At 26.4% G+C, this 20,064-nt stretch carries 16 protein-coding genes; 14 read left to right on the top strand and 2 right to left on the bottom strand.

Annotated elements, in window-relative coordinates; all coding sequences use genetic code 11:
- The first annotated feature begins 1 nt into the window (after position 1).
- The 12 genes from BLP75_RS03720 (at position 2) to BLP75_RS03665 (ending at position 13,360) form a co-directional block, all read left to right on the top strand.
- Positions 2-649 (top strand): FMN-dependent NADH-azoreductase, encoded by a 648-nt coding sequence (locus BLP75_RS03720; RefSeq protein WP_092723039.1) that lies wholly within the window; start codon positions 2-4, stop codon positions 647-649.
- Between the two features lie 505 nt (positions 650-1,154).
- A complete protein-coding gene (locus tag BLP75_RS03715; protein WP_092723037.1) occupies positions 1,155-2,507 on the top strand; it encodes an APC family permease in 1,353 nt (450 codons plus the stop codon).
- Positions 2,508-2,726: 219 nt separating this feature from the next.
- Complete coding sequence (locus BLP75_RS03710) at positions 2,727-3,491, top strand: polysaccharide deacetylase family protein (protein ID WP_092723035.1); 765 nt, start codon at positions 2,727-2,729, stop codon at positions 3,489-3,491.
- A gap of 215 nt (positions 3,492-3,706) precedes the next feature.
- Complete coding sequence (locus BLP75_RS03705; RefSeq protein ID WP_092723033.1) at positions 3,707-4,018, top strand: YhdT family protein; 312 nt, start codon at positions 3,707-3,709, stop codon at positions 4,016-4,018.
- Positions 4,018-5,520 carry a sodium/pantothenate symporter gene (gene panF / locus BLP75_RS03700; RefSeq protein WP_092723031.1) on the top strand — a complete coding sequence of 501 codons (1,503 nt, stop codon included), beginning with the start codon at positions 4,018-4,020 and terminating at the stop codon, positions 5,518-5,520. The genes BLP75_RS03705 and panF overlap by 1 nt, the downstream gene beginning before the upstream one ends.
- A gap of 134 nt (positions 5,521-5,654) precedes the next feature.
- A complete protein-coding gene (locus BLP75_RS03695; RefSeq protein ID WP_242872376.1) occupies positions 5,655-6,389 on the top strand; it encodes a M48 family metallopeptidase in 735 nt (244 codons plus the stop codon).
- A gap of 65 nt (positions 6,390-6,454) precedes the next feature.
- Positions 6,455-6,952, top strand: coding sequence for a hypothetical protein (locus tag BLP75_RS03690; protein ID WP_092723029.1), 498 nt, complete (start codon positions 6,455-6,457; stop codon positions 6,950-6,952).
- 127 nt (positions 6,953-7,079) lie between these two features.
- Positions 7,080-8,033 carry an alpha/beta hydrolase gene (locus BLP75_RS03685; protein WP_092723027.1) on the top strand — a complete coding sequence of 318 codons (954 nt, stop codon included), beginning with the start codon at positions 7,080-7,082 and terminating at the stop codon, positions 8,031-8,033.
- Between the two features lie 167 nt (positions 8,034-8,200).
- Positions 8,201-8,965, top strand: a complete 765-nt coding sequence (locus tag BLP75_RS03680; protein ID WP_092723025.1) for an ABC transporter ATP-binding protein — start codon at positions 8,201-8,203, stop codon at positions 8,963-8,965.
- Complete coding sequence (locus tag BLP75_RS03675) at positions 8,952-10,874, top strand: ABC transporter permease (protein ID WP_170139146.1); 1,923 nt, start codon at positions 8,952-8,954, stop codon at positions 10,872-10,874. Before BLP75_RS03680 ends, BLP75_RS03675 begins: the two co-directional genes overlap by 14 nt.
- 10 nt (positions 10,875-10,884) lie before the next feature.
- Positions 10,885-11,385, top strand: a complete 501-nt coding sequence (locus BLP75_RS03670; protein WP_092723021.1) for a transglycosylase SLT domain-containing protein — start codon at positions 10,885-10,887, stop codon at positions 11,383-11,385.
- A 562-nt stretch (positions 11,386-11,947) separates the two neighbouring features.
- Positions 11,948-13,360 (top strand): cation:dicarboxylate symporter family transporter, encoded by a 1,413-nt coding sequence (locus BLP75_RS03665; RefSeq protein WP_242872375.1) that lies wholly within the window; start codon positions 11,948-11,950, stop codon positions 13,358-13,360.
- A gap of 49 nt (positions 13,361-13,409) precedes the next feature.
- Here the strand turns inward: BLP75_RS03665 and BLP75_RS03660 are convergent, their stop codons facing one another.
- Complete coding sequence (locus BLP75_RS03660; RefSeq protein WP_092723019.1) at positions 13,410-14,114, bottom strand: glycosyltransferase family 2 protein; 705 nt, start codon at positions 14,112-14,114, stop codon at positions 13,410-13,412.
- Between the two features lie 81 nt (positions 14,115-14,195).
- On the bottom strand, positions 14,196-16,490 hold the full coding sequence (locus BLP75_RS03655; RefSeq protein ID WP_092723017.1) for a leucine-rich repeat domain-containing protein: 2,295 nt from the start codon (positions 16,488-16,490) through the stop codon (positions 14,196-14,198).
- A gap of 175 nt (positions 16,491-16,665) precedes the next feature.
- On the opposite strand from BLP75_RS03655, the gene BLP75_RS03650 reads away from it, so the two are divergent.
- Both BLP75_RS03650 and BLP75_RS03645 read left to right on the top strand, forming a co-directional pair.
- Positions 16,666-17,928, top strand: coding sequence for a nucleotide sugar dehydrogenase (locus BLP75_RS03650; RefSeq protein ID WP_092723015.1), 1,263 nt, complete (start codon positions 16,666-16,668; stop codon positions 17,926-17,928).
- A 14-nt stretch (positions 17,929-17,942) separates the two neighbouring features.
- Complete coding sequence (locus tag BLP75_RS03645) at positions 17,943-20,024, top strand: CgeB family protein (RefSeq protein ID WP_092723013.1); 2,082 nt, start codon at positions 17,943-17,945, stop codon at positions 20,022-20,024.
- Positions 20,025-20,064: the final 40 nt, after the last annotated feature.

Genomic DNA, 20,064 nt, shown 5'->3' with positions numbered 1-20,064 from the left:
TATGAAGAAGTTATTGTATATTAGTGTAAATTCAAAACCAGAAGAACTATCAGCAAGTAAAACAGTAGCAAAAGAACTTATAAATAGATTTTTAGAAAAAAATAAGGATTTTGAAGTAGAAGAAATAGATCTATACAAAGAACATATTCCAAGATTAGAATACCAATACTTTGAAAAAAGAAACTGTATAGTTGATGAAAATGACACAAAAAAATTAGATGATAAAAATCAAAGAGAAATAAAAAAAATAAGAAGTTTATGTGATCAATTTATAAGTTCAAATGTGTATGTAATAGCTGCACCAATGTGGAGCTTATCGTTTCCAGCGCCATTAAAAGAATATATAGACTGCATAATGCAAGATCAAAAAACAATAAGCTTTGATAACGGTAAACCAGAAGGATTATTAAATGATAAACCTAGAACAGTTGTATATGTACAGTCATCAGGAGCACATATACCATGGTTATTAAAACCAGCAATTAATAAAGGTTTAAGTTATGTAGAAGATATAATGAAATTTATGGGAATTAAGAAATTCGAAGAATTTTTAGTAGATGGAACTGGATTTACAGAAAAAGAAAAAAAAGAAGCTATAAATAAAGCATATGAAAAGATTGATGATATTATAGATTCTATAAAATTTTAAATGTTATTATAAATATCCTTATAGATTAATAATAATTAAAAATTAAGGATATTTATAATATTTAGAAAAAAATAAATATGAACTACAATTTACAATTTGAGTTTAGTATTTATTAAATACTATGAAAAATAAGACAAAAATCATAAAAATATGGCAAAAAATAAAGTAAAAACTATGATTTTATAATTTTTTTATATTTAAAAAAATAATAGGAAAACATTTCTCCGAAGCAAAAAATCTAAAATTGTTTATATTTCAAATATATTTATTGTATCAAACATTTAAATATCAATATATCCAACAAATACTAAATATTTTTAATTAATAGAAAATTAAAAAAAATAACGTTTTATAAAATAAAATTTCTAAAAAAACATAATTTCAAAATTAAGTGTCGAAAAATAGTAAAAAATGTATTGAAATGACTGAAAAAAACATTATAATTATAGATGTAAGATGAACTGATAAAAAAATAAATTATATGTTTTTAAGGAGATGCACAGACATGGAAAACAAGGGACTTCAAAAAAATCTTGGTATGGCTGCTGCTTTATCAACAGTTGTTGGTATGGTTATAGGTGGGGGAGTATTCTTTAAGCCACAAGCGGTTTATTCAGCAACAGGAGGAGCACCAGGACTTGGAATTTTAGCATGGGTATTAGCTGGAATAATGACTATAACAGCTGGACTTACAGCTGCGGAGGTTTCAGCAGCGATACCTAAAACAGGCGGAATGATGACTTATATAAGTGAGATTTATGGTAAAAAATTAGGATTTTTAACAGGTTGGATGCAAACGGTATTATTCTTCCCGGCAACTATAGCAGCGTTAGCAGTTATATTTGCAGAACAAGCAACTGGATTAATGGGAAATCCAGCATTAAAACTTCCTTTAGCAGTAGGAATAATATTATTAGTAGCAGCTCTTAATACATTAGGATCTAAAACAGGTGGAGCAATACAAACTGTATCTACTGTATGTAAATTAATACCTCTTGTATTAATAATGGTATTTGGATTTATAAAAGGATCAGGACAAAATGAAATACTAACTCCATTAGTAGGAGAAGGTATAAGCATAGGTGGGGTATTAGGACAGTTATTAATAGCAGTACTATTTGCCTATGATGGATGGATAAATGTTGGAGCTTTAGCTGGAGAAATGAAAAACCCAGGTAAAGATTTACCTAAAGCAATAGTTGGTGGATTATCATTAGTTATGGCTGTTTACTTAACTATAAACTTAGCTTACCTTTGGGTAGCACCAGCTCATGAATTAGCATCAGTAGCAGCACCAGCAGCATTAGTTGCAGAAAAGATATTTGGACCAGTTGGTGGTAAAATAATAACTGTAGGTATATTAATATCAGTATTCGGTGCATTAAACGGATATATATTAACAGGACCAAGAATAGCTTATACACTAGCTTCTCAAAAAACTTTACCAGGATATAATTTCCTATCAAAGTTAAACAATGCTCAATCACCAGCTAATGCAACAATAGCTATGGCAATATTATCAGCATTATATGCTTTATCTGGACAATTTAACTTATTAACAGATTTATCAATATTTGCAATATGGATATTCTATGTATTAACATTTATAGGGGTAATAAAGTTAAGAAAAGATCAACCAAACTTACACAGACCATATAAAGTACCTTTATATCCTGTGATACCAATGATAGCTATATTAAGTGGACTATTTGTTATAGTAAATCAATTATTCCTAGCAGGAATGCAAACAACTATGATATCAGTAGGTGGCCTTGTAATAACAGCTATAGGATTACCAGTTTATAACTATATGTCAAATAAAAATGGATTAGAAACTAAATCAAATAAAGTAGCATAATAAAGAGACTCAAAGCTTTGCTTTGGGTTTTTTTTTATGTTTATATATTTTTTGGAATTTAAAAGAATGGTGATAAAACAAAATTTTTGACTAATAATATAATAGAAGCCAAAATTCAAAAGGTTTATTTGTCGCAATAAACGTCTAATCGAAAATTAAATAAAAGATGTTCCTAAAAACGACATTATATAAATATAAAGCTAATAGGAGGAACAAAACATGCATAAAAATTTAAGAAAAACACTCGCCATAATATTAAGTACAAGTGTGATTACAATAGGAACTTGTATATCAAATATAAAAGATATATACGCAAACTCAAATAGCACCATTAATATATGCTATGATAATTCTTATGATAATGTAGTAGAAAGTGAAGAGAGAAAAATAGCGTATATAACTATCGATGATGGTCCAAGTAAATACACAGATACTATAATAAATACTTTAAATAAATATAATGCTAAAGCAACATTTTTTATGATAGATAGAAATATGAAAACTTATCCAGAACAAGTTAAAAATATAATAAATAATGGAAACACAGCTGGATTTCATAGTGTAAGTCATGATATACACGAATTATATAAAAGTAATGTATCTGCAAAAGAAGAATTTGATAAAAATAAAGAAACATTTCATGAAATCACCAACTTAGAATCAAATATAATAAGGTTACCATATGGAAGTAAACCTTATACTCCAACAAAATCTTATGAGATGCTAGTTGAAGCAGGATACAAGTTATGGGATTGGGATTTAGATACACAAGATTGGAAATCTAATTCAACGCAAATAGTAGAAAACGTTAAAAGATATACTCAAAACAAAAAAGAGGTAGTTATATTAATTCATGAGAAAAAGCAAACAGTGGAGGCCTTAGATGGAATTTTAAAACATTTAACTGAACAAGGCTATGATATTATTCCGATAGAACAAAATCAACAACCTCAGAATTTCTGGATTGGAAATTTATATAATTAAGAACAAAAGTGAATCACTTAAGCTAAGTGATTCATTTTTATTTTTTAATTAAAAATTTATATTTTGCATGTTAAATTATTTTGTATACAAAATAATAGTAGACAAATTTAGACAAAAAATAATACAATAAGATTTAGATAAAATAATAAAAATAGATTACAAAATCAAAATAAAGGAAATCTTAAGTATAAGCTAGTCTGAAAGGAGCAAATTCAATGAAAGATAATAAAAAAATAACAGAAGATCCTAGATTTAAACAGTGCAATAAAGAGGCACTTATGGGATTAGGACTTGGAATTGTAAATCTTATATGGTGGTTTGGATTTGGATATGGACTTGGAAAAAAAGATATATCTGAATATACATATATATTAGGATTACCTACATGGTTTTTCATGAGCTGTATAGTAGGTGGCGTTTTATTTTCTATATTAACAGTAGTAATGATAAATAAATTTTTTAAAGATATGTCGTTAGATGGTTTAAGTGAAGAAGAAGTAGAAAAATATAGAAAGGAGTTTAAATAATGCAAAATGTTAATTTAGGAGTTTTAGTTCCTATAATAATATACTTCATAGCAATATTTGGTGTTGGTTTTTACTCTATGAAGTTTGTTAATAAAGCCAGAAAATCAAATAATAAAGAGAATGAATTTATGGATGAGTATATGACTGGAGGAAGAGGATTAGGCGGATTTGTACTTGCTATGACTTTAGTCACAACTTATTTAAGCGCAGGAAGCTTTATAGGTGGACCGGGAACGGCTTATACAGAAGGATTAGGATGGGTATTTTTAGCTATGGCACAAATGCCAACAGGATACTTTACATTAGCAGTGCTTGGAAAAAAGTTTGCTATTATATCTAGGAAAATAAATGCAGTTACTATAACAGATTTTTTGAGAGAAAGATATAAGTCTGATATTGTAGTCGTGATAACCTCAATATCTATAGTAGTATTTTTTATATCAGCAATGGCAGCTCAATGGGTAGGGGCAGCTAGACTTTTACAAGGCTCAGTAGGTCTTGATTACAATATAGCATTAACTGCTTTTGGAGTTACAGTTATAGTACATACAGTAATAGGTGGATTTAGAGCAGTAACAATATCAGATACAATACAAGGTATAATAATGACGATAGCAACAATAACTATATTTGTAGGAACAGTTATTGCAGGTGGTGGAGTTTCAAATATTGTACAAAACATGGCAAGTATTGATCCAGGTATGATAACTCCTTTTGGTGTAACAGAAGGTAATATGACTATATTATGGGTAACATCATTTTGGATATTAGTTGGGTTTGCTGTTGTAGGAATACCATCAGTATCACAAAGGGCAATGAGTTACAAAGATACTAAAAGTTTGCACCAAGGTATAAAGTATGGGACTATAGTATCTATGATACTACTTTTAGGGATGCACATGGTAGGTGCTTTTGGATCAACTTTAGTGATGGGTATAGAATCAGGTGATTTAGTTGTACCAACGCTTACTACTCAGTTGTTCCCATCTGTTATAGCGGGAATATTGTTAGCAGGGCCATTGGCTTCTATAATGTCTACAGTAGATTCTCAATTGTTAGTTGCTTCAGGTGCTATAGTAAATGATATAGTAGTTAACTATATAAAACCAAGTTTAAAATCAGATTCTAAGAAAATAGGTAAGATAAGTATTATATCAACAGCTGTTTTAGGAATAGCAATATATTTAGTGGCAATTAATCCACCTGATTTAATTGTATGGTTAAATTTATATGCTAATGCAGGTATAATTGCTACATTTTTATGGCCTATAATACTAGGTCTTTATTGGAAAAGAGCAAATTATCAAGGTGCTATAGCATCTATAATAAGTGGTATAGGTACATATGTGTTATTTAGTAAAATATGGGTTAGACCTTTTGGTACTCATACTATTGTATTACCACTATTAATATCTTTAGTAATGTTTATTATAGTATCTAAGTTAACAAAAGCACCAGATGATGATGTAATAGAAACATTTTGGGGAGTTTACTATAAGTAGAAGATATAAGAATAAAAAATAACCTTAATGTTAATTTTACATTAAGGTGTTTTTATTTTTACTAAAGAATAACTTATGATATAATTTTTTACGTGCAAGGAAAGCATGATTACACCATAAGGGAAGATAAGTAGGTGATTAAAATAAATAAACAAATAATAATGTTTAATAAGGGTAGTGAAATAAAGGTAGACGTTATATATAGAAACCGTAAAAATGTAACAATAACTGTAAAACCTAAAAATCAGGTAGCAATTATAAGTCCTCCGGGGATTAATATTAAAAACTTAGAAAAACTTTTAAAAAGTAAGTCTGACTGGATATTAAAGAAGTTAGAAAAATATAAAGACATTGATTTAAATGAAGAAATTATATTTGAAGATGGAACAAAACTTTATTATTTAGGCGATATATATTATTTGAATATTATAAAATCCACTAAATGTAATAGTAATGTATATATAAGTAAAAATAAAATTATAATAGAAAGTAATGATTTAAGTCAAAGTAATTTGAAAGACATACTTAAGAAATGGTATAAAAGTGAAAGTGAAAAAATTGTTATAGAAAAATTACAAAAACTTAAAAATAAATCAGAAATAATGAATAGCTTAGCCCCTACTTGTATAAAAGTAAAAGAGCAAAATAAGAGATGGGGATCTTGTACTTCAAAAGGAAATATATATATAAACTCTAAAATATCAATGGCAAGACCAAAATCAATAGAATATATACTAGTTCATGAGTTTAGTCATTTAGTACATATGAATCACTCTAAAGAATTTTATAGATTTGTTGGTAGAATAATGCCATCATATAAAGATGAAGAAGTATGGTTAAAGAACAATAGTTATAAATTAAAATTATAATAAATTCTATGTATAATGAATAAAATTTAAAGAATATTATTTATTATACATAAGGGGTAAAGCTTATGAGTAAAAAGGTTAGAAAGAAAAAAGTAAAAGTTCGATCTAGACAATCAACACAAGAATCAACTACAATTGCTAACAATGGAAATTCTAATAATAACTCTTTGAAAAGTTCTTCTAACTGTGATTCAAATAAAACTACAAGTAACTCTAATAATAATCTTAATATAGGTTTAGAAAATTTATCTTATGCAGATTATGTTTTGTTAGCTTCATTAGCTGCATTTTCTATAGGTGATGATTTAAATGATAATGATTTAGATTTACTGATTGTATTTTTTAGTATGATGTCTTCTGATTTAGCTTTAATAAGAACTAAAAGAGGAGTAGCACAAAGAAATCTAGCAGCTAAAAAGGCTTTAGAACAAGCAAATCAAAATGGAGCCGAAGAGGCAGCTGTAAATTCAACTATAGCAGGGGCAGAGGAAAGCTTAGTTGGAGATTTAAGTAGAACAAAAAAAGTTAGAACTAAGAAATATATAAAGAAAAAAAGAAAATAGTTTACAATCGTATAAATTATTTTCTTTTTTGTTTTCAAAAAAAAATAAATAGAAAAGTAACTATTAAAAAATAGATTGATTTGATATAATTATAGAAATTATAACATTAGTCGGGAGAGTAGATAAAATGAAATGTGAGGAATTTTATTTTAAAGGCAGTGATAACCTAGATATACATGTATATAAGTGGGAACCTAAAAATATAAATCCTATAGGATGTATACAAATAGCTCATGGTATGTCTGAAACTGCAATAAGATATGAATATTTTGCTAAAATATTAACTGAAAATGGATATATAGTTTACATAAATGATCATAGAGGGCATGGAAAAACTGCAAAAGTTATAGAAAATGTAGGGTATTTAGCTGATAAAAATGGATTTACCTATTTAGTAGATGATATTAAAATTCTTACAGACATAATAAAACAAGAAAATAAACATTTACCAATATATTTATTTGGACATAGTATGGGATCTTTTGCAAGTCAAAGATACATAATGAAATATTCTGAAAAAATAAATGGTCTTATATTATCTGGCTCTAATGGAAAGCATGGATTTATATTAGATATAGCTCAAAAGGTAATCAAATATGAAATAAAGAAAAATGGAAGAAACCATAGAAGTAAAATATTAGATAATTTAATTTTTGGAGGAAACAATAAAGGATTTAAATCTCCTAGAACTGATTTTGACTGGTTAAGTAGAGATGAAAAAGAAGTTGATAAATATATAGAAGATCCTTTCTGTGGAGTTTTATTTACATGCGGATTCTTTGAAGACTTTATAAATGGTCTAAAAGAATTAGAAGATAAGGAAAATATAAAGAAAATACCACTAGATTTGCCTATACATATAATGTCAGGAGATAAAGACCCTGTAGGTAAAAATGGGAAAGGTGTATTAAGGCTAGAACGTCAGTATAAAAATTTAGGGGTTAAAGATGTAAGTTGTAAATTATATAAAGATGGAAGACATGAAATGTTAAATGAAATAAATAAAGATGAAGTAATAAAAGATATAATAGATTGGTTAAATGAATCAAATAAATTAAAGTTAGAAGCTATCTCTAAATAAAAGAGATAGCTTTTATTTTTTATGTAGCGTCCATGCAGTGATTTAAGCGAAGGAAATTTTTTATAAATCTTACAAAGATGTAATTTTAATGACAGCTAAATCGATACTAAGAAATTATAAAAAAATATATACTAAATCCTGTAATAAATAAAAGGAGGTTAGTATATATGGCAAAGATACTAGAAGTTAGAAATTTAAAAAAATTATATGGAACACAAAAAAATACACAAACTGTGTTAAATGGAATAGACCTTGATATAAACAAAGGAGAGTTTGTAGGTGTGATGGGGCCTTCTGGGGCTGGTAAAAGTACACTTTTAAATATAGTTTCAACTATAGATACGGCAACCAGTGGAGATATAAAAATAGAAGGAAAGAATATAACAAACCTAGATAATAAACAAATATCAAAGTTTAGAAGAGAAAGCTTAGGATTTATATTCCAAGACTTTAACTTACTAGATACATTATCGGTAAAGGATAATATTGCATTGCCTTTAGCACTTGCTCGTGCAAATGAAAAAACAATAAATAATACTGTAGGATCAATTGCTAAGACACTAGGAATTGAAAATTTGCTTGAAAAGTATCCTTATGAAATTTCAGGCGGACAAAAACAAAGAACTGCTTGTGCAAGGGCTATAATTACAAATCCTTCACTAATATTAGCAGATGAACCGACTGGAGCACTTGATTCTAAATCATCTACAGATCTTTTAAATGCAATGACAAAGCTAAATGAAGAACAAGATGCAACAATAATGATGGTTACACATGATGCATTTGCAGCTAGTTATTGTAAAAGAGTTTTATTTATTAAAGATGGATTAATATTTAAAGAAATTATAAAAAATGGATCAAGAAAAGAGTTCTTTAAAGAAATTTTAGATGTATTATCATTGATAGGTGGTGGAGACAGTGATCTTATTTAATATAGCTAAAAAGAATATACAAAAAAACTTAAAGGGCTATTTTTTATATTTCTTTTCTATAGTTTTTACAGTTGCAATATATTATTCATTTAAAAATTTACAATACAATCCAAGTATTGATGCTGCTTTATCATCAAGTTCTAAGGCATCAACAGCATTTAAATCAGCATCAGTTATAATAGCGCTATTTTCAGCTTTATTTATATGGTACTCAAATAGCTTCTTTATAAAGAAGAGAAAAAAAGAAATAGGATTGTATGCATTATTAGGTATTGAAAACAAAGAGATAGGATTTCTTTTATTCTTTGAAACATTAATGATAGGTGTTGTTGCACTTGCCATAGGAATAATTACAGGAATAGTATTTTCAAAGTTTATGCTAATGATACTTATAAAACTAATTACTTTAGATTTAAATATAAGTTTTGCAGTATCGTTTAAAGGAGTTTTTGACACTTTTATATTATTTATATTAATATTTTTAGCTATTGCTTATCAAAGCAATACTATAATATACAAGTTTAAATTGATAGAACTATTTAAAGCATCAAGTATGTCTGAAAAGTCTAAAAAAGAATCTAAATTGCTAGCTGTATTATCAATAATATGTATATTTACTGGATATGTAATATATATATCTACATTGAATGGAATGGATTTAATTCTTGCAGCACTTGTTACACTATTTATGGTAGTAGTAGGAACTTTTTTATTCTTTAGTTCATTTATGTATTTTATAATTAAAAGGCAAAAAAAGAATGGATCAAAGTACTATAAAGGACTAAATATGATATCTACATCTCAATTACTTTATAGAATAAGAAGTAATGCAAAAATGTTAGCTATAATAGCTATATTAAGTGCTACAACTTTAACAGCTATAGGCACATCAATATCAGTTTATTTTATGAGTTCTCAAATAGTAGATGAAAGAAGTCCATATTCTTATACTTTAACAATTGATAATAAAGATTATATAAATGAATTTGAACAAGCATTACATGAATCAAAAAAACATGAGCTAATTGATAAATTTATATATAGCTATATAATGCTAAACTCATCTCAAAAAAATCAATTTGGATTTGAGGAAAATTATCAATTAATATCATTATCGAATTTAAATAAGATATTAAAAACAAATGGAGAAAAACAATTAAAAAATATAAATGATGATGAGTTTATCCATGTATACTCTAAACAATCAATATCTAATGAAAATAAATCTATAAGTTTAAATAATAATGGTAAAGACGTTAAATTAAAATTTAAATCATATGTAGATGAGAAGCTATATAACTCATATACTTCAGCAGATACAATTGTTGTATCAGATAATATGTTTGAAGATTTAAAAGAAAATAATGAATCACAAAATTATTACTCATACAATATAACAAACCAAAAAGATGGTGAAGAATTTAATAAAATAGTTTTAAAATTAACAGAAAAATATTATGATGCTAGTAATAATAAAAGATCAGCGTCAAGTTATGTATATTCTTATTATAAAATTTTTAAGGATGAATTCACATCTTCAGGAATAATGGTATTTATAGGTGTGTTTGTTGGACTAGTATTCTTAGTTTGTACAGGTAGTGTAATATTCTTTAAATTACTATCTGAAGCTCAAGATGAAGCCCCTAGATACACTGTATTAAAAAAAGTGGGAGTAGATGAAGATGATATAAAATCATCTGTATATAAACAAGTTGGATTTAATTTCTTCTTACCATTAATTTTAGGAAGTTTACACAGTATAGTAGCAAATTATGTTATTTGTAATATGTTTGGTCAAAATTTAGCGATAGTAATGATATGGACATTAATACCATATTCAATAATATATATAGTTTATTATTTAATTACTTCTAAGTTTTATTTTAATATAGTAACTAAGCAAAATTAGGAGGGACGTTATGAAAAAATCATTATCAATAGTAATAACATTGCTATTAGTAGTAATAGGAGGCTCACTTCTTGCTAGAGAAATTGTATATCCAGTAAAAGATATATCAGATATAAAAACTGTTTCTAAGGAATATAATGTTGACCCGTATATTTTAGCGGCAATGGGTAATTTTGAATCAAGATTTGAAGATAAAGATTATGAGAAAAATACTAATAATGGGATATTAAGATTTAGTGATGAATCTTCAATTAAATTAGCAAATGAATTAAAAATAAATAATTTTAAACCTAGTGACCTAACAAATAATAAAACTAGCTTAAAGTTAGGAGCATATTATTTATCTAAATTTAAAGATCAAGGTTTAAGCAAAATGGTACAAGAATGGAATGTACGAAACAAAGTAGAAGATAGTATTGATAGAAGAGCTTATGCCAAAGAATACTATGTTCCAAAGATTGAAAAAAATATAAAAATATTTAAAATCTTATATCCAGAATTAAATATGTAAATTAAATATGTATAAATAAAAAGTATTGGTTGAAAAATCAATACTTTTTTTATTTATAAATATTTAAAGTTCGAATTTAATTAAATATATAATTTACAAAATTAAAAAAGATAGTTAATTTTAAAAATAAATTAAATATTAATTGTATACAATATAAAACTTAATAAATAAAGTTATCAAAATTTACTAAATGATTAGTTTATTAACTAAAATAAAGTAAGAAAACGAATTTTCATCCTAAAAAACAAGTTAAAAGGTTCAATAACCTTATAAAATATAGAAAAAACTTTAAAAAGTTAAAAAAACTTTAAAATATTATTGACATTAAAATGTTAATAATATATCATAATAACTGTAAATAAAGTAAAACTTGAAAAAATAATGAAATAATTAACTGAAAAGGATGTTTTAATAAAAAATATATACTATATAGAAAATTTAAGCTAAAAATAAAAATATCTTAAATGGTTAAAAAATTATTTAACAAAGTTGTTTTTGAGAGTTTACTTGAGGGTAATTATATTAAGGATAAAATATTTTACATCATGGAGGAGAGTAAAGGATGGGAGAAAGTTCGTTTTTATCACAGTTTCTTATGATTACAGACATTAAAACAATATTGTTTATAGCTGTATTAATAGGAACATTTTTTATTGTTAAGCAATTTGAAAAGAAAAAAGTTGCATTCTCAACAAGGACAATATATGCAACAATAATAGGTCTTATATTAGGAGTTATAATACAATTTGTAGCTGGACTTCCAGAAAATCCAGCAGAGGTTACTTGGTTAAATGAAGTAAGTAAGTGGTATGGTTTATTTGGATATGGATTTATGGATCTATTGAAAATGTTAGTTGTGCCAATGGTATTTGTATCTATAATAAGAGTTATAATAAATATGAAAGAAGGAGATAATTTACAAGCTTTAACTTTCAGAACTCTTGGGATGCTACTTGGGACTACTGCATTAGCTGCTATAATAGGGATAGTAGTTGGTAATGTAATGAAATTAGGGGTTGGATTTGATGTAAGTGGGATAGAAGCTCCAGAGATGAAGGAAATAGTACCTTTAGTTGATACTATAAGAGGATTATTGCCTGCAAATCCAGTTTTATCTATGGCTGATGGTAACATAGTTGCAATAATAATATTTGCATCTTTCATAGGTATAGCTACGAATAGAATGAAGAAGAAATATATGGATGTTGTAAAGCCTTTCGTAGATTTAGTAGAAGCGTTTTATAAGATAATAGTGAGCGTTGCTATGACAGTTATAAAGTTTATGCCATATGCAGTTGTTGCTTTACTTGCAAATACGATAACAGCTAGAGGATTATCTTCAATGTTAGCAGTTGTACAATTTGTTGCTGCACTTTATATAGCTACAGCTTTACTATTTGTTGTTCACTTAATAATAATAACATTAAATGGATTAAATCCAATAACATATATAAAAAATGCTGCAGAACCTTTATTACTTGCATTCACATCTCGTTCAAGTTTAGGTACGTTACCTGTAACTATAGATAAACTTGTTAAAAACCAAGGTGTTGATGAAGGTGTAGCAAGCTTTAGTGCTAGTTTAGGTGCTAATATGGGGATGAATGGATGTGCTGGTATATATCCGGCATTAATGGCTATAACAATAGCTAACATGGCTGGTGTAGATAAAGATATAAGCTTCTATGTTATGTTACTAGTTGTTATAACTATAAGTTCATTAGGTATAGCTGGTCTTCCTGGTACTGCTACAATGGCAGTCTCAGTAGTTGTATCTGGTGTTGGTCTTGGGGCTTATTTCCCATTAGCTGGTGGAATACTTGCAATAGATCCAATACTAGATATGGGTAGAACTATGATAAATGTAAATGGTGCTACTACAACAGCTATAACTGTTGGTAATTCACTTGGAAAGTTAGATAAAGAAGCTTTCGCTAAAGAAAATGTTGTGGTTAATGAAGAAAAAACTGCTTAAATAAGATTTTAAATAAAAAATGAGCTATCTCAGTAGAGTTAGCTCATTTTTATTTGAAATCTACAATTTTAAAACAATCAGATAATGAAATATTAGAAAGTACAATCTCGCACCTATCAATTAATATATCCATATTAGATAAAAATGTATGTTTATTATTATCAGAGTGTTTAAAAACAATATGGTTATAAGAAGAGGAGGCAAATATTTTATAACCGTTCTTTATACAATCTTTGTTAAAATAATAATCTTCTCTAGATGAGATATTTTTAAACTTTACATTATTAAAAATATCTTTTTTAAAACAAATTGTAGAACCCATTATATATGGAGAAAAGTCATTTTCAATTCCATTTTTTTTTATCATTAATCTACGGAATTTTTCAAAATAATAATAAGTTTTATTTTTACCAACTATGTCACAATTAATAGATAAAAATGTATTATATACTTCATTTAAGTAATTTGGTCCGTAATAATCATCATCATCAAATTTAGCAATATGACTATATATAGATTTGGAAATTGCAAAGTTTAGGCATTGACCAAGTGAAATAGATTCATCTAGCTTAAATAATTTAATATTTGGAATCTGTTCATAAATTTTAAAAGCCTCAATTGATACTAAATTAGAATTTATAACGATGATTAGTTCTTTAGATTTGAAGTTTTGGTTAATATAATTTTGTATTAAATTTTTTATGCAATAACTACGGTTAGTAACAGTGATTATAGAAAAACCCTCTTTATACATAAACCCTCCTTATTAATATATAAAAAAATCTTCTTTAAAATTTATAAAGAAGATTTTTTTAATGTATGTTTAAAATAAATATTAACTTGGATTTAATTGTATAAATACTCTACCTGAGAATGTTTCTATTGCATTTGAAAAATCAAAATAAACTTCTGTTGGTTCTATTATACCAACCCAAGTGATACTTAGACAATCGCAACTCTCAATAGGACCACATACACCACCATTTGAAATATAATCTATACAAGGAGGCTCTCCATCTAAGTCTTTTAAGAATGTTTGTAAGTCAATAGTAAAGATTCCTTCTATTGGAGTAAGAGCTGGAGTATAATAGTAAGTTTGATCAAGTGCAAATACATTTATATTATACACTGATAAAGGTGATATATCAGAAATATTATTTTTAGAAATAATTAAAGTTTCTAGTTTTTGAGAGATTCTAATATCAATTATATATTGATTATCTAAGCTACTATTTGATAAATCTAGTATAGTTACAGGAAGATTTTCAATAGAGCCTGGGTCAATAGGATTTCCTTCAATGCTTAAAAACTCTAAGTTAGGTAAATCAAATAAAGGAGATAAATCTTGTATGCTATTTCCATTTAAATTCAAAGATACTAAGCTTGAAAGATTACTAAATTCAGCTGGTAAAGTAGTTAAATTATTTTCAGAAAGATCTAAATAAGCTAAACTTAATAAATTACCAATCTCATCAGGTATATTAGTTAAGTTATTGTTACTTAAATTTAAAGAACTTAAATTTAAAAGGTTTCCAATTTCAGTAGGGATACTAGTTAATTGATTAAAACTTAAGTCAAAATCAGTTAAGTTTAAAAGCTGATGAATATCAGGTGGTAATGTTGTCAATTGATTAAAACTTAAGTCTAGATTAGTTAAGTGTAACATACTGAAAATTGGATCTGGGAAAATCTTAATTATATTATGACTTAAGTTTAAGTGTTGTAACTTAGAAAGTGATGCGAATCCATTATCTAAATAAGTTAGACCGTTATTTACAGCACTCAATGAAGTTAAATTTTTAAACATGTCAAGATATAAAAGACCTTTACTAATAGCTAAAACTGAAGTATCTTCAGATGTACTTGAAAGACTAATAAATTTAGTGAAGTCATTGTCTATACTTATAGTAGTAAGAGTAGGAACTAGATTAATAAGTAATGAGAATGCTGAATAGTCTAAGAAATTATTATTTTTAGCTATTAATGTTGTCAATCTAATTAAATTATTTAAATGAGCAAATTTACTGTCTGAATCAATGTTAGCACCTGTACTAGATATATTTAATATTCTTAAATTAAGAAGATAATCAAATATAGCATAGTCTAAATTAGCTACACCAGTATAATCAATATTAATTACATAATCAAGTTCACCTTGAGTATATAAAGTATTATCTTCTGGTTTACCTAATATTAAATTTAAAACTCTTAAGGTATCTAAATTTATGAAACTTAAATCAATTAAAGGAGACAACTGCAATTCAATCTCAACTTCAAGTTCATATAAATAGTAAGTATCAAACTCGCAAACTGGAGATACAGTACCACCAAGTGGATCAGTAACTGTAACGTTAACTGAAAAATCAGATGGAACAAAGTTTTTTGATACATCAGAAAAGCACATTGTAAATGGAATTAAAAATAAAGAATCATTTTCAAGTGTATATATATCTAAATTTTCTATATCAGTAGGTGGTTTATTATTATTAAATAAACCAGGAGGCTTTTGATTATAGAGTGCTACAGAAAATGATACATATGGTTTAAATGTTATTTCCTCATATTCATATTGAATAGGAATTATTACACTTTGACCACCACATGTTATAGTTGTTGTATCCGAATTTTTCTTAGGATTAGTAGTAACTTCTAAACTTTGTATTATGGGTAGATTTGGATAATAGTAGAGTGTTGTACTTTTAGGTACAGGATAGTTAAATTTGTATTTTTCTACCTTGAATAATAATTTCCTTTTTCCTGTAGTATAATAGTTATTTCCATGAGTATCTAATGAAATCAAACAATCACTGCTTGAATCCTTAATAGACATACAAGGTGAACTTTTTAAGCTTTGAATACTCTCATATTTAGAATTTAAATCATAAGTATTATTAGGTGAATTTGCAGTATCATTAGGCGTTTTAATATCATCACCTACAATAGGTTTGTCAAAATCTTCACTTATGGCATCTTTAGAAATGCTTATATCATTTAAAATATTATCTGATGATACATCCTCTTTAGTAATGGGAATTGCGTCCCCACTAGTAAATCTCTTCTTAAATTTTGAAAAAAATCCGGAAGAATTAGAAATTTTAATCACCTTCTTTTTTATAGTATAGTTAATCACAATATTATTAACCTATTATAATATATGGAGATGTATTATAAATGTTACGTATGCGAGTATACAATACTAAATTTTTTTAGACAAAAGCTAAAAGAAACTTTTTTCATATCACAAAACAATTAGTTATTTAATAGTATATTTTAATAATAAATTTAATGACATAGGTGATGAAAAAATGCGTAAAAAAGTTTGTATATTGGGATTAGGATATATAGGTTTGCCAACTGCGGCATTATTTGCAAATAATGGATATGATGTAACTGGTGTTGATATAAATCAAGATGTTATAGAAAATTTAAATGAAGGAAAAATAATCATAAAAGAGCCGAATCTTGATGAATTAGTAAAAAAAGTCGTAGGTCAAAATATGCTTAAGGGATCTCTTACTCCATCAGAATCAGATATATTTATAATATGTGTTCCAACACCAATAACGAAAGATAAAAATGCGGATTTGAAATATATAGTAAAAGCAGTTAATGATATATTACCATATCTAAAAGTAGGAGATATAGTAGTGCTTGAGTCGACATCACCAGTTGGAACTACAAAAAATATTGTTAAATCTATTTTAGAAAAAACAAATCTAGATATAGGTAATGATATTTATTTAGGATATAGTCCTGAAAGAGTTTTACCTGGGCAAATAATAAAAGAATTAGTAAGTAATCATAGGGTCATAGGCGGAATAAATGAAATATCTGCAGAAAAAATAAAAAATGTATATGAAAGTTTTGTTGAAGGTGAAATATATACAACAGATACTGACACTGCAGAAATGGTAAAACTTATTGAAAACACTTTCAGAGATATAAATATAGCATTTGCAAATGAACTATCTTTAATATGTGATAAATTAGGTATGAGTGCGTGGGATGTTATAGAATATGCCAATAAACATCCAAGAGTAAATATACTAAATCCAGGTCCGGGTGTAGGAGGACATTGTTTAGCGGTGGATCCTTGGTTTATAGTAGAAAGTAGCAAAGATTTAGCTAATATAGTAAAACTAGCTAGAAATACTAATGACTATATGCCTACTTATGTGTTTAATAAAATACAAAAGCTTACAGATAAGACTAAGAAAAACATTAAAGTATGCATACTAGGTGCAACATATAAAAAAGATATAGATGATATGAGAGAAAGTCCTATTGTACATTTGATAGATATATTAAGAAAAAATAATTATGAGGTGGAGCTTTACGATCCTTATGTAAAAAATTATGAAGTTCTAAATAATAATATATATGAATGTGCTAAAAATAGTGATTTTTTAGTATTAGGTGTAGATCACACCGTATTTAAAGATCTAGATTATAAAGCCATATTAGAGGTTATGGATAATAATATATTTATAGATACAAGAAATTTTTTTAATAAAGATAACATAGAGTCAATAGGCTATAAATACTATCTAATAGGATCTAGTATATAGAAAGCGGTGATACTGTGTACGATTATGACTTATATGAAGAAATTAATTTATCACAAAAACATTGTATGAATTGTAAAAAAGATAGTGATGTGTATATTAGTCACTATGATAATTTAGATATAAACAGTCAAAATTTAGATAAAGCAGTATATATATACTGGGATGAGGTAGATGAAAAAATACAAAAAACAACTCACAAAAAATTTTATTTAGAAAAAGATTATGATTATAAAATAGCGTTTAATGGAAAAAAAGACAAAAATGTAGATATATTGTTGTATGTAATTACATACGACAAAGATAACAATAAAATATATCATGAGAATATGACTATAAATAGTATAAAAAATATAAGCAATATAAATGAAGGACAGTATATAAATATAGCACTTAGAATCCTTGGGAAAGGAACTGCAAGTGTAAATGGTATAAAAATATTTAGAAGAAAAAAAATAGAAAATTTATCTAAAGATGAACTAATAAATTCGAAATACTTTACTCCTAAAAATATAAAAAAACTAAAAATAGCCTGTATATTTGATCCATTTACTATGAATTGTTATGAAGATATGTGCGAACTTATAAAAGTAGATATAAATACTTATAAGGTTGATTTAGAATATAATAGACCTAATATGCTAATAGTTGAATCAGCGTGGAAAGGAAACGATGGTCAATGGGCAAAAAAAATTCAGCATGTAAATAAGTACAATATAAGAAACTTAGAAGAATTAATAAACTGGAGTAAAGAAAGAAAAATACCAACTATATTTTGGAATAAAGAAGATCCAGTCCACTATGAAAATTTTATAGAGGCGGCGAAATTATTTGACTATGTATTTACAACAGACGCAAACAGTGTAGATAGATATAAAACAGATTTAAATCATGAAAATGTGTATACATTACCTTTTGCAGCTCAACCTAAGATTCACAATCCTATAAAAATTAGTGAAAAAAGAGAAGATAAAGCATGCTTTGCAGGAAGCTTTTATAGACATAAATATGAAGAGAGAGGAAAAAATTTAAAAAATATATTAGATATAGCTATAAATCAAATAGGTGTTGATATATATGATAGAAATTATAACTTAGGAAATCCATTATATAGCTTTCCAGAACGATTTAACAAATATATAAAAGGATATATACCACCTGGTGAATTAGATAAAGTAAACAAGGGATACAAGGTAATGATAAATATAAATACAGTAGTAGATTCACCGACTATGTTTTCTAGAAGGGTGTTTGAATCATTAGCTTGCGGGACTCCTATTGTTAGTTCTTACTCACTTGGTATAAATAAAATATTTAATGGACTTGTAGTATCAACAGACAATACTAATGAATTAGAGAAAGAGTTTATAAACTTAAAGAATAAAAACTACTACGAAATGAAAGTAGTAAAAGGAATAAGAGAAGTATTGTCTAAGCATACTTACTATCATAGATTAAAGTATATATTAGATAAAGTAGGTATATATATAGAAAAAACTGAAACTACTGTAGGCATTGTAGGCATTGTGGAAAGTATTATAGATTTTAATAAATTACAATATCTATATTCTAATCAAGAGTATAGATATAAAAAATTATACGTAATAGTTAAAAATGAAAACTTATACAAAGTAATTAAAAAACAAGATAATGACTCAAATGTTATTTTATTAGATAAGGTTACTCAAAATGATTTTATTAAATTTGAAGAAAACTATATAAGTTTTATAAACTTAAATAATCATTATGGACCTTATTATATAACAGATTTAGTTAATGCTACTTCATATACAGATGCAGAATTTATAGGTAAGAAGTCTTTCTTTGCAGTAAGTAATAATAAGTTTAAATTAATTAATAATAATTTAAGCTTAAAAAATGAAAATTCAGAGTTTACTTATACCGATTCCCTAGATTTAGACAAATCTATAGTTAAAAACAGCGTAATATTGCAATATAATTTAGAGCAACTTCTAGAGTGTATTCATAAAAATAGTATAAATAAATTTAAATTTGGGTATAGATATTTTTCTATAGATAAATTTAATTTTGTTGAAAATATAAACAAAGATATAAATTTAAGTAGTATTGATATATAAAATAGCGGGATTTAATAAGCTATTTTTTTAATAGAGGTTG

The organism is Romboutsia lituseburensis DSM 797 (genome assembly GCF_900103615.1).
Lineage (GTDB): Bacteria > Bacillota > Clostridia > Peptostreptococcales > Peptostreptococcaceae > Romboutsia_F > Romboutsia_F lituseburensis.
The sequence above is the reverse complement of the archived record's forward strand: the minus strand, read 5'-3'. Positions and strand labels throughout refer to the sequence as shown.

Coding starts and splice junctions, on each gene's coding strand:
- BLP75_RS03710 (WP_092723035.1), top strand. CDS start 2,727: ATGCATAAAAATTTAAGAAAAACACTCGCCATAATATTAAGTACAAGT.
- BLP75_RS03660 (WP_092723019.1), bottom strand. CDS start 14,114: ATGTATAAAGAGGGTTTTTCTATAATCACTGTTACTAACCGTAGTTAT.
- BLP75_RS03665 (WP_242872375.1), top strand. CDS start 11,948: ATGGGAGAAAGTTCGTTTTTATCACAGTTTCTTATGATTACAGACATT.
- panF (WP_092723031.1), top strand. CDS start 4,018: ATGCAAAATGTTAATTTAGGAGTTTTAGTTCCTATAATAATATACTTC.
- BLP75_RS03650 (WP_092723015.1), top strand. CDS start 16,666: ATGCGTAAAAAAGTTTGTATATTGGGATTAGGATATATAGGTTTGCCA.
- BLP75_RS03715 (WP_092723037.1), top strand. CDS start 1,155: ATGGAAAACAAGGGACTTCAAAAAAATCTTGGTATGGCTGCTGCTTTA.
- BLP75_RS03680 (WP_092723025.1), top strand. CDS start 8,201: ATGGCAAAGATACTAGAAGTTAGAAATTTAAAAAAATTATATGGAACA.
- BLP75_RS03720 (WP_092723039.1), top strand. CDS start 2: ATGAAGAAGTTATTGTATATTAGTGTAAATTCAAAACCAGAAGAACTA.
- BLP75_RS03690 (WP_092723029.1), top strand. CDS start 6,455: ATGAGTAAAAAGGTTAGAAAGAAAAAAGTAAAAGTTCGATCTAGACAA.
- BLP75_RS03685 (WP_092723027.1), top strand. CDS start 7,080: ATGAAATGTGAGGAATTTTATTTTAAAGGCAGTGATAACCTAGATATA.
- BLP75_RS03670 (WP_092723021.1), top strand. CDS start 10,885: ATGAAAAAATCATTATCAATAGTAATAACATTGCTATTAGTAGTAATA.
- BLP75_RS03705 (WP_092723033.1), top strand. CDS start 3,707: ATGAAAGATAATAAAAAAATAACAGAAGATCCTAGATTTAAACAGTGC.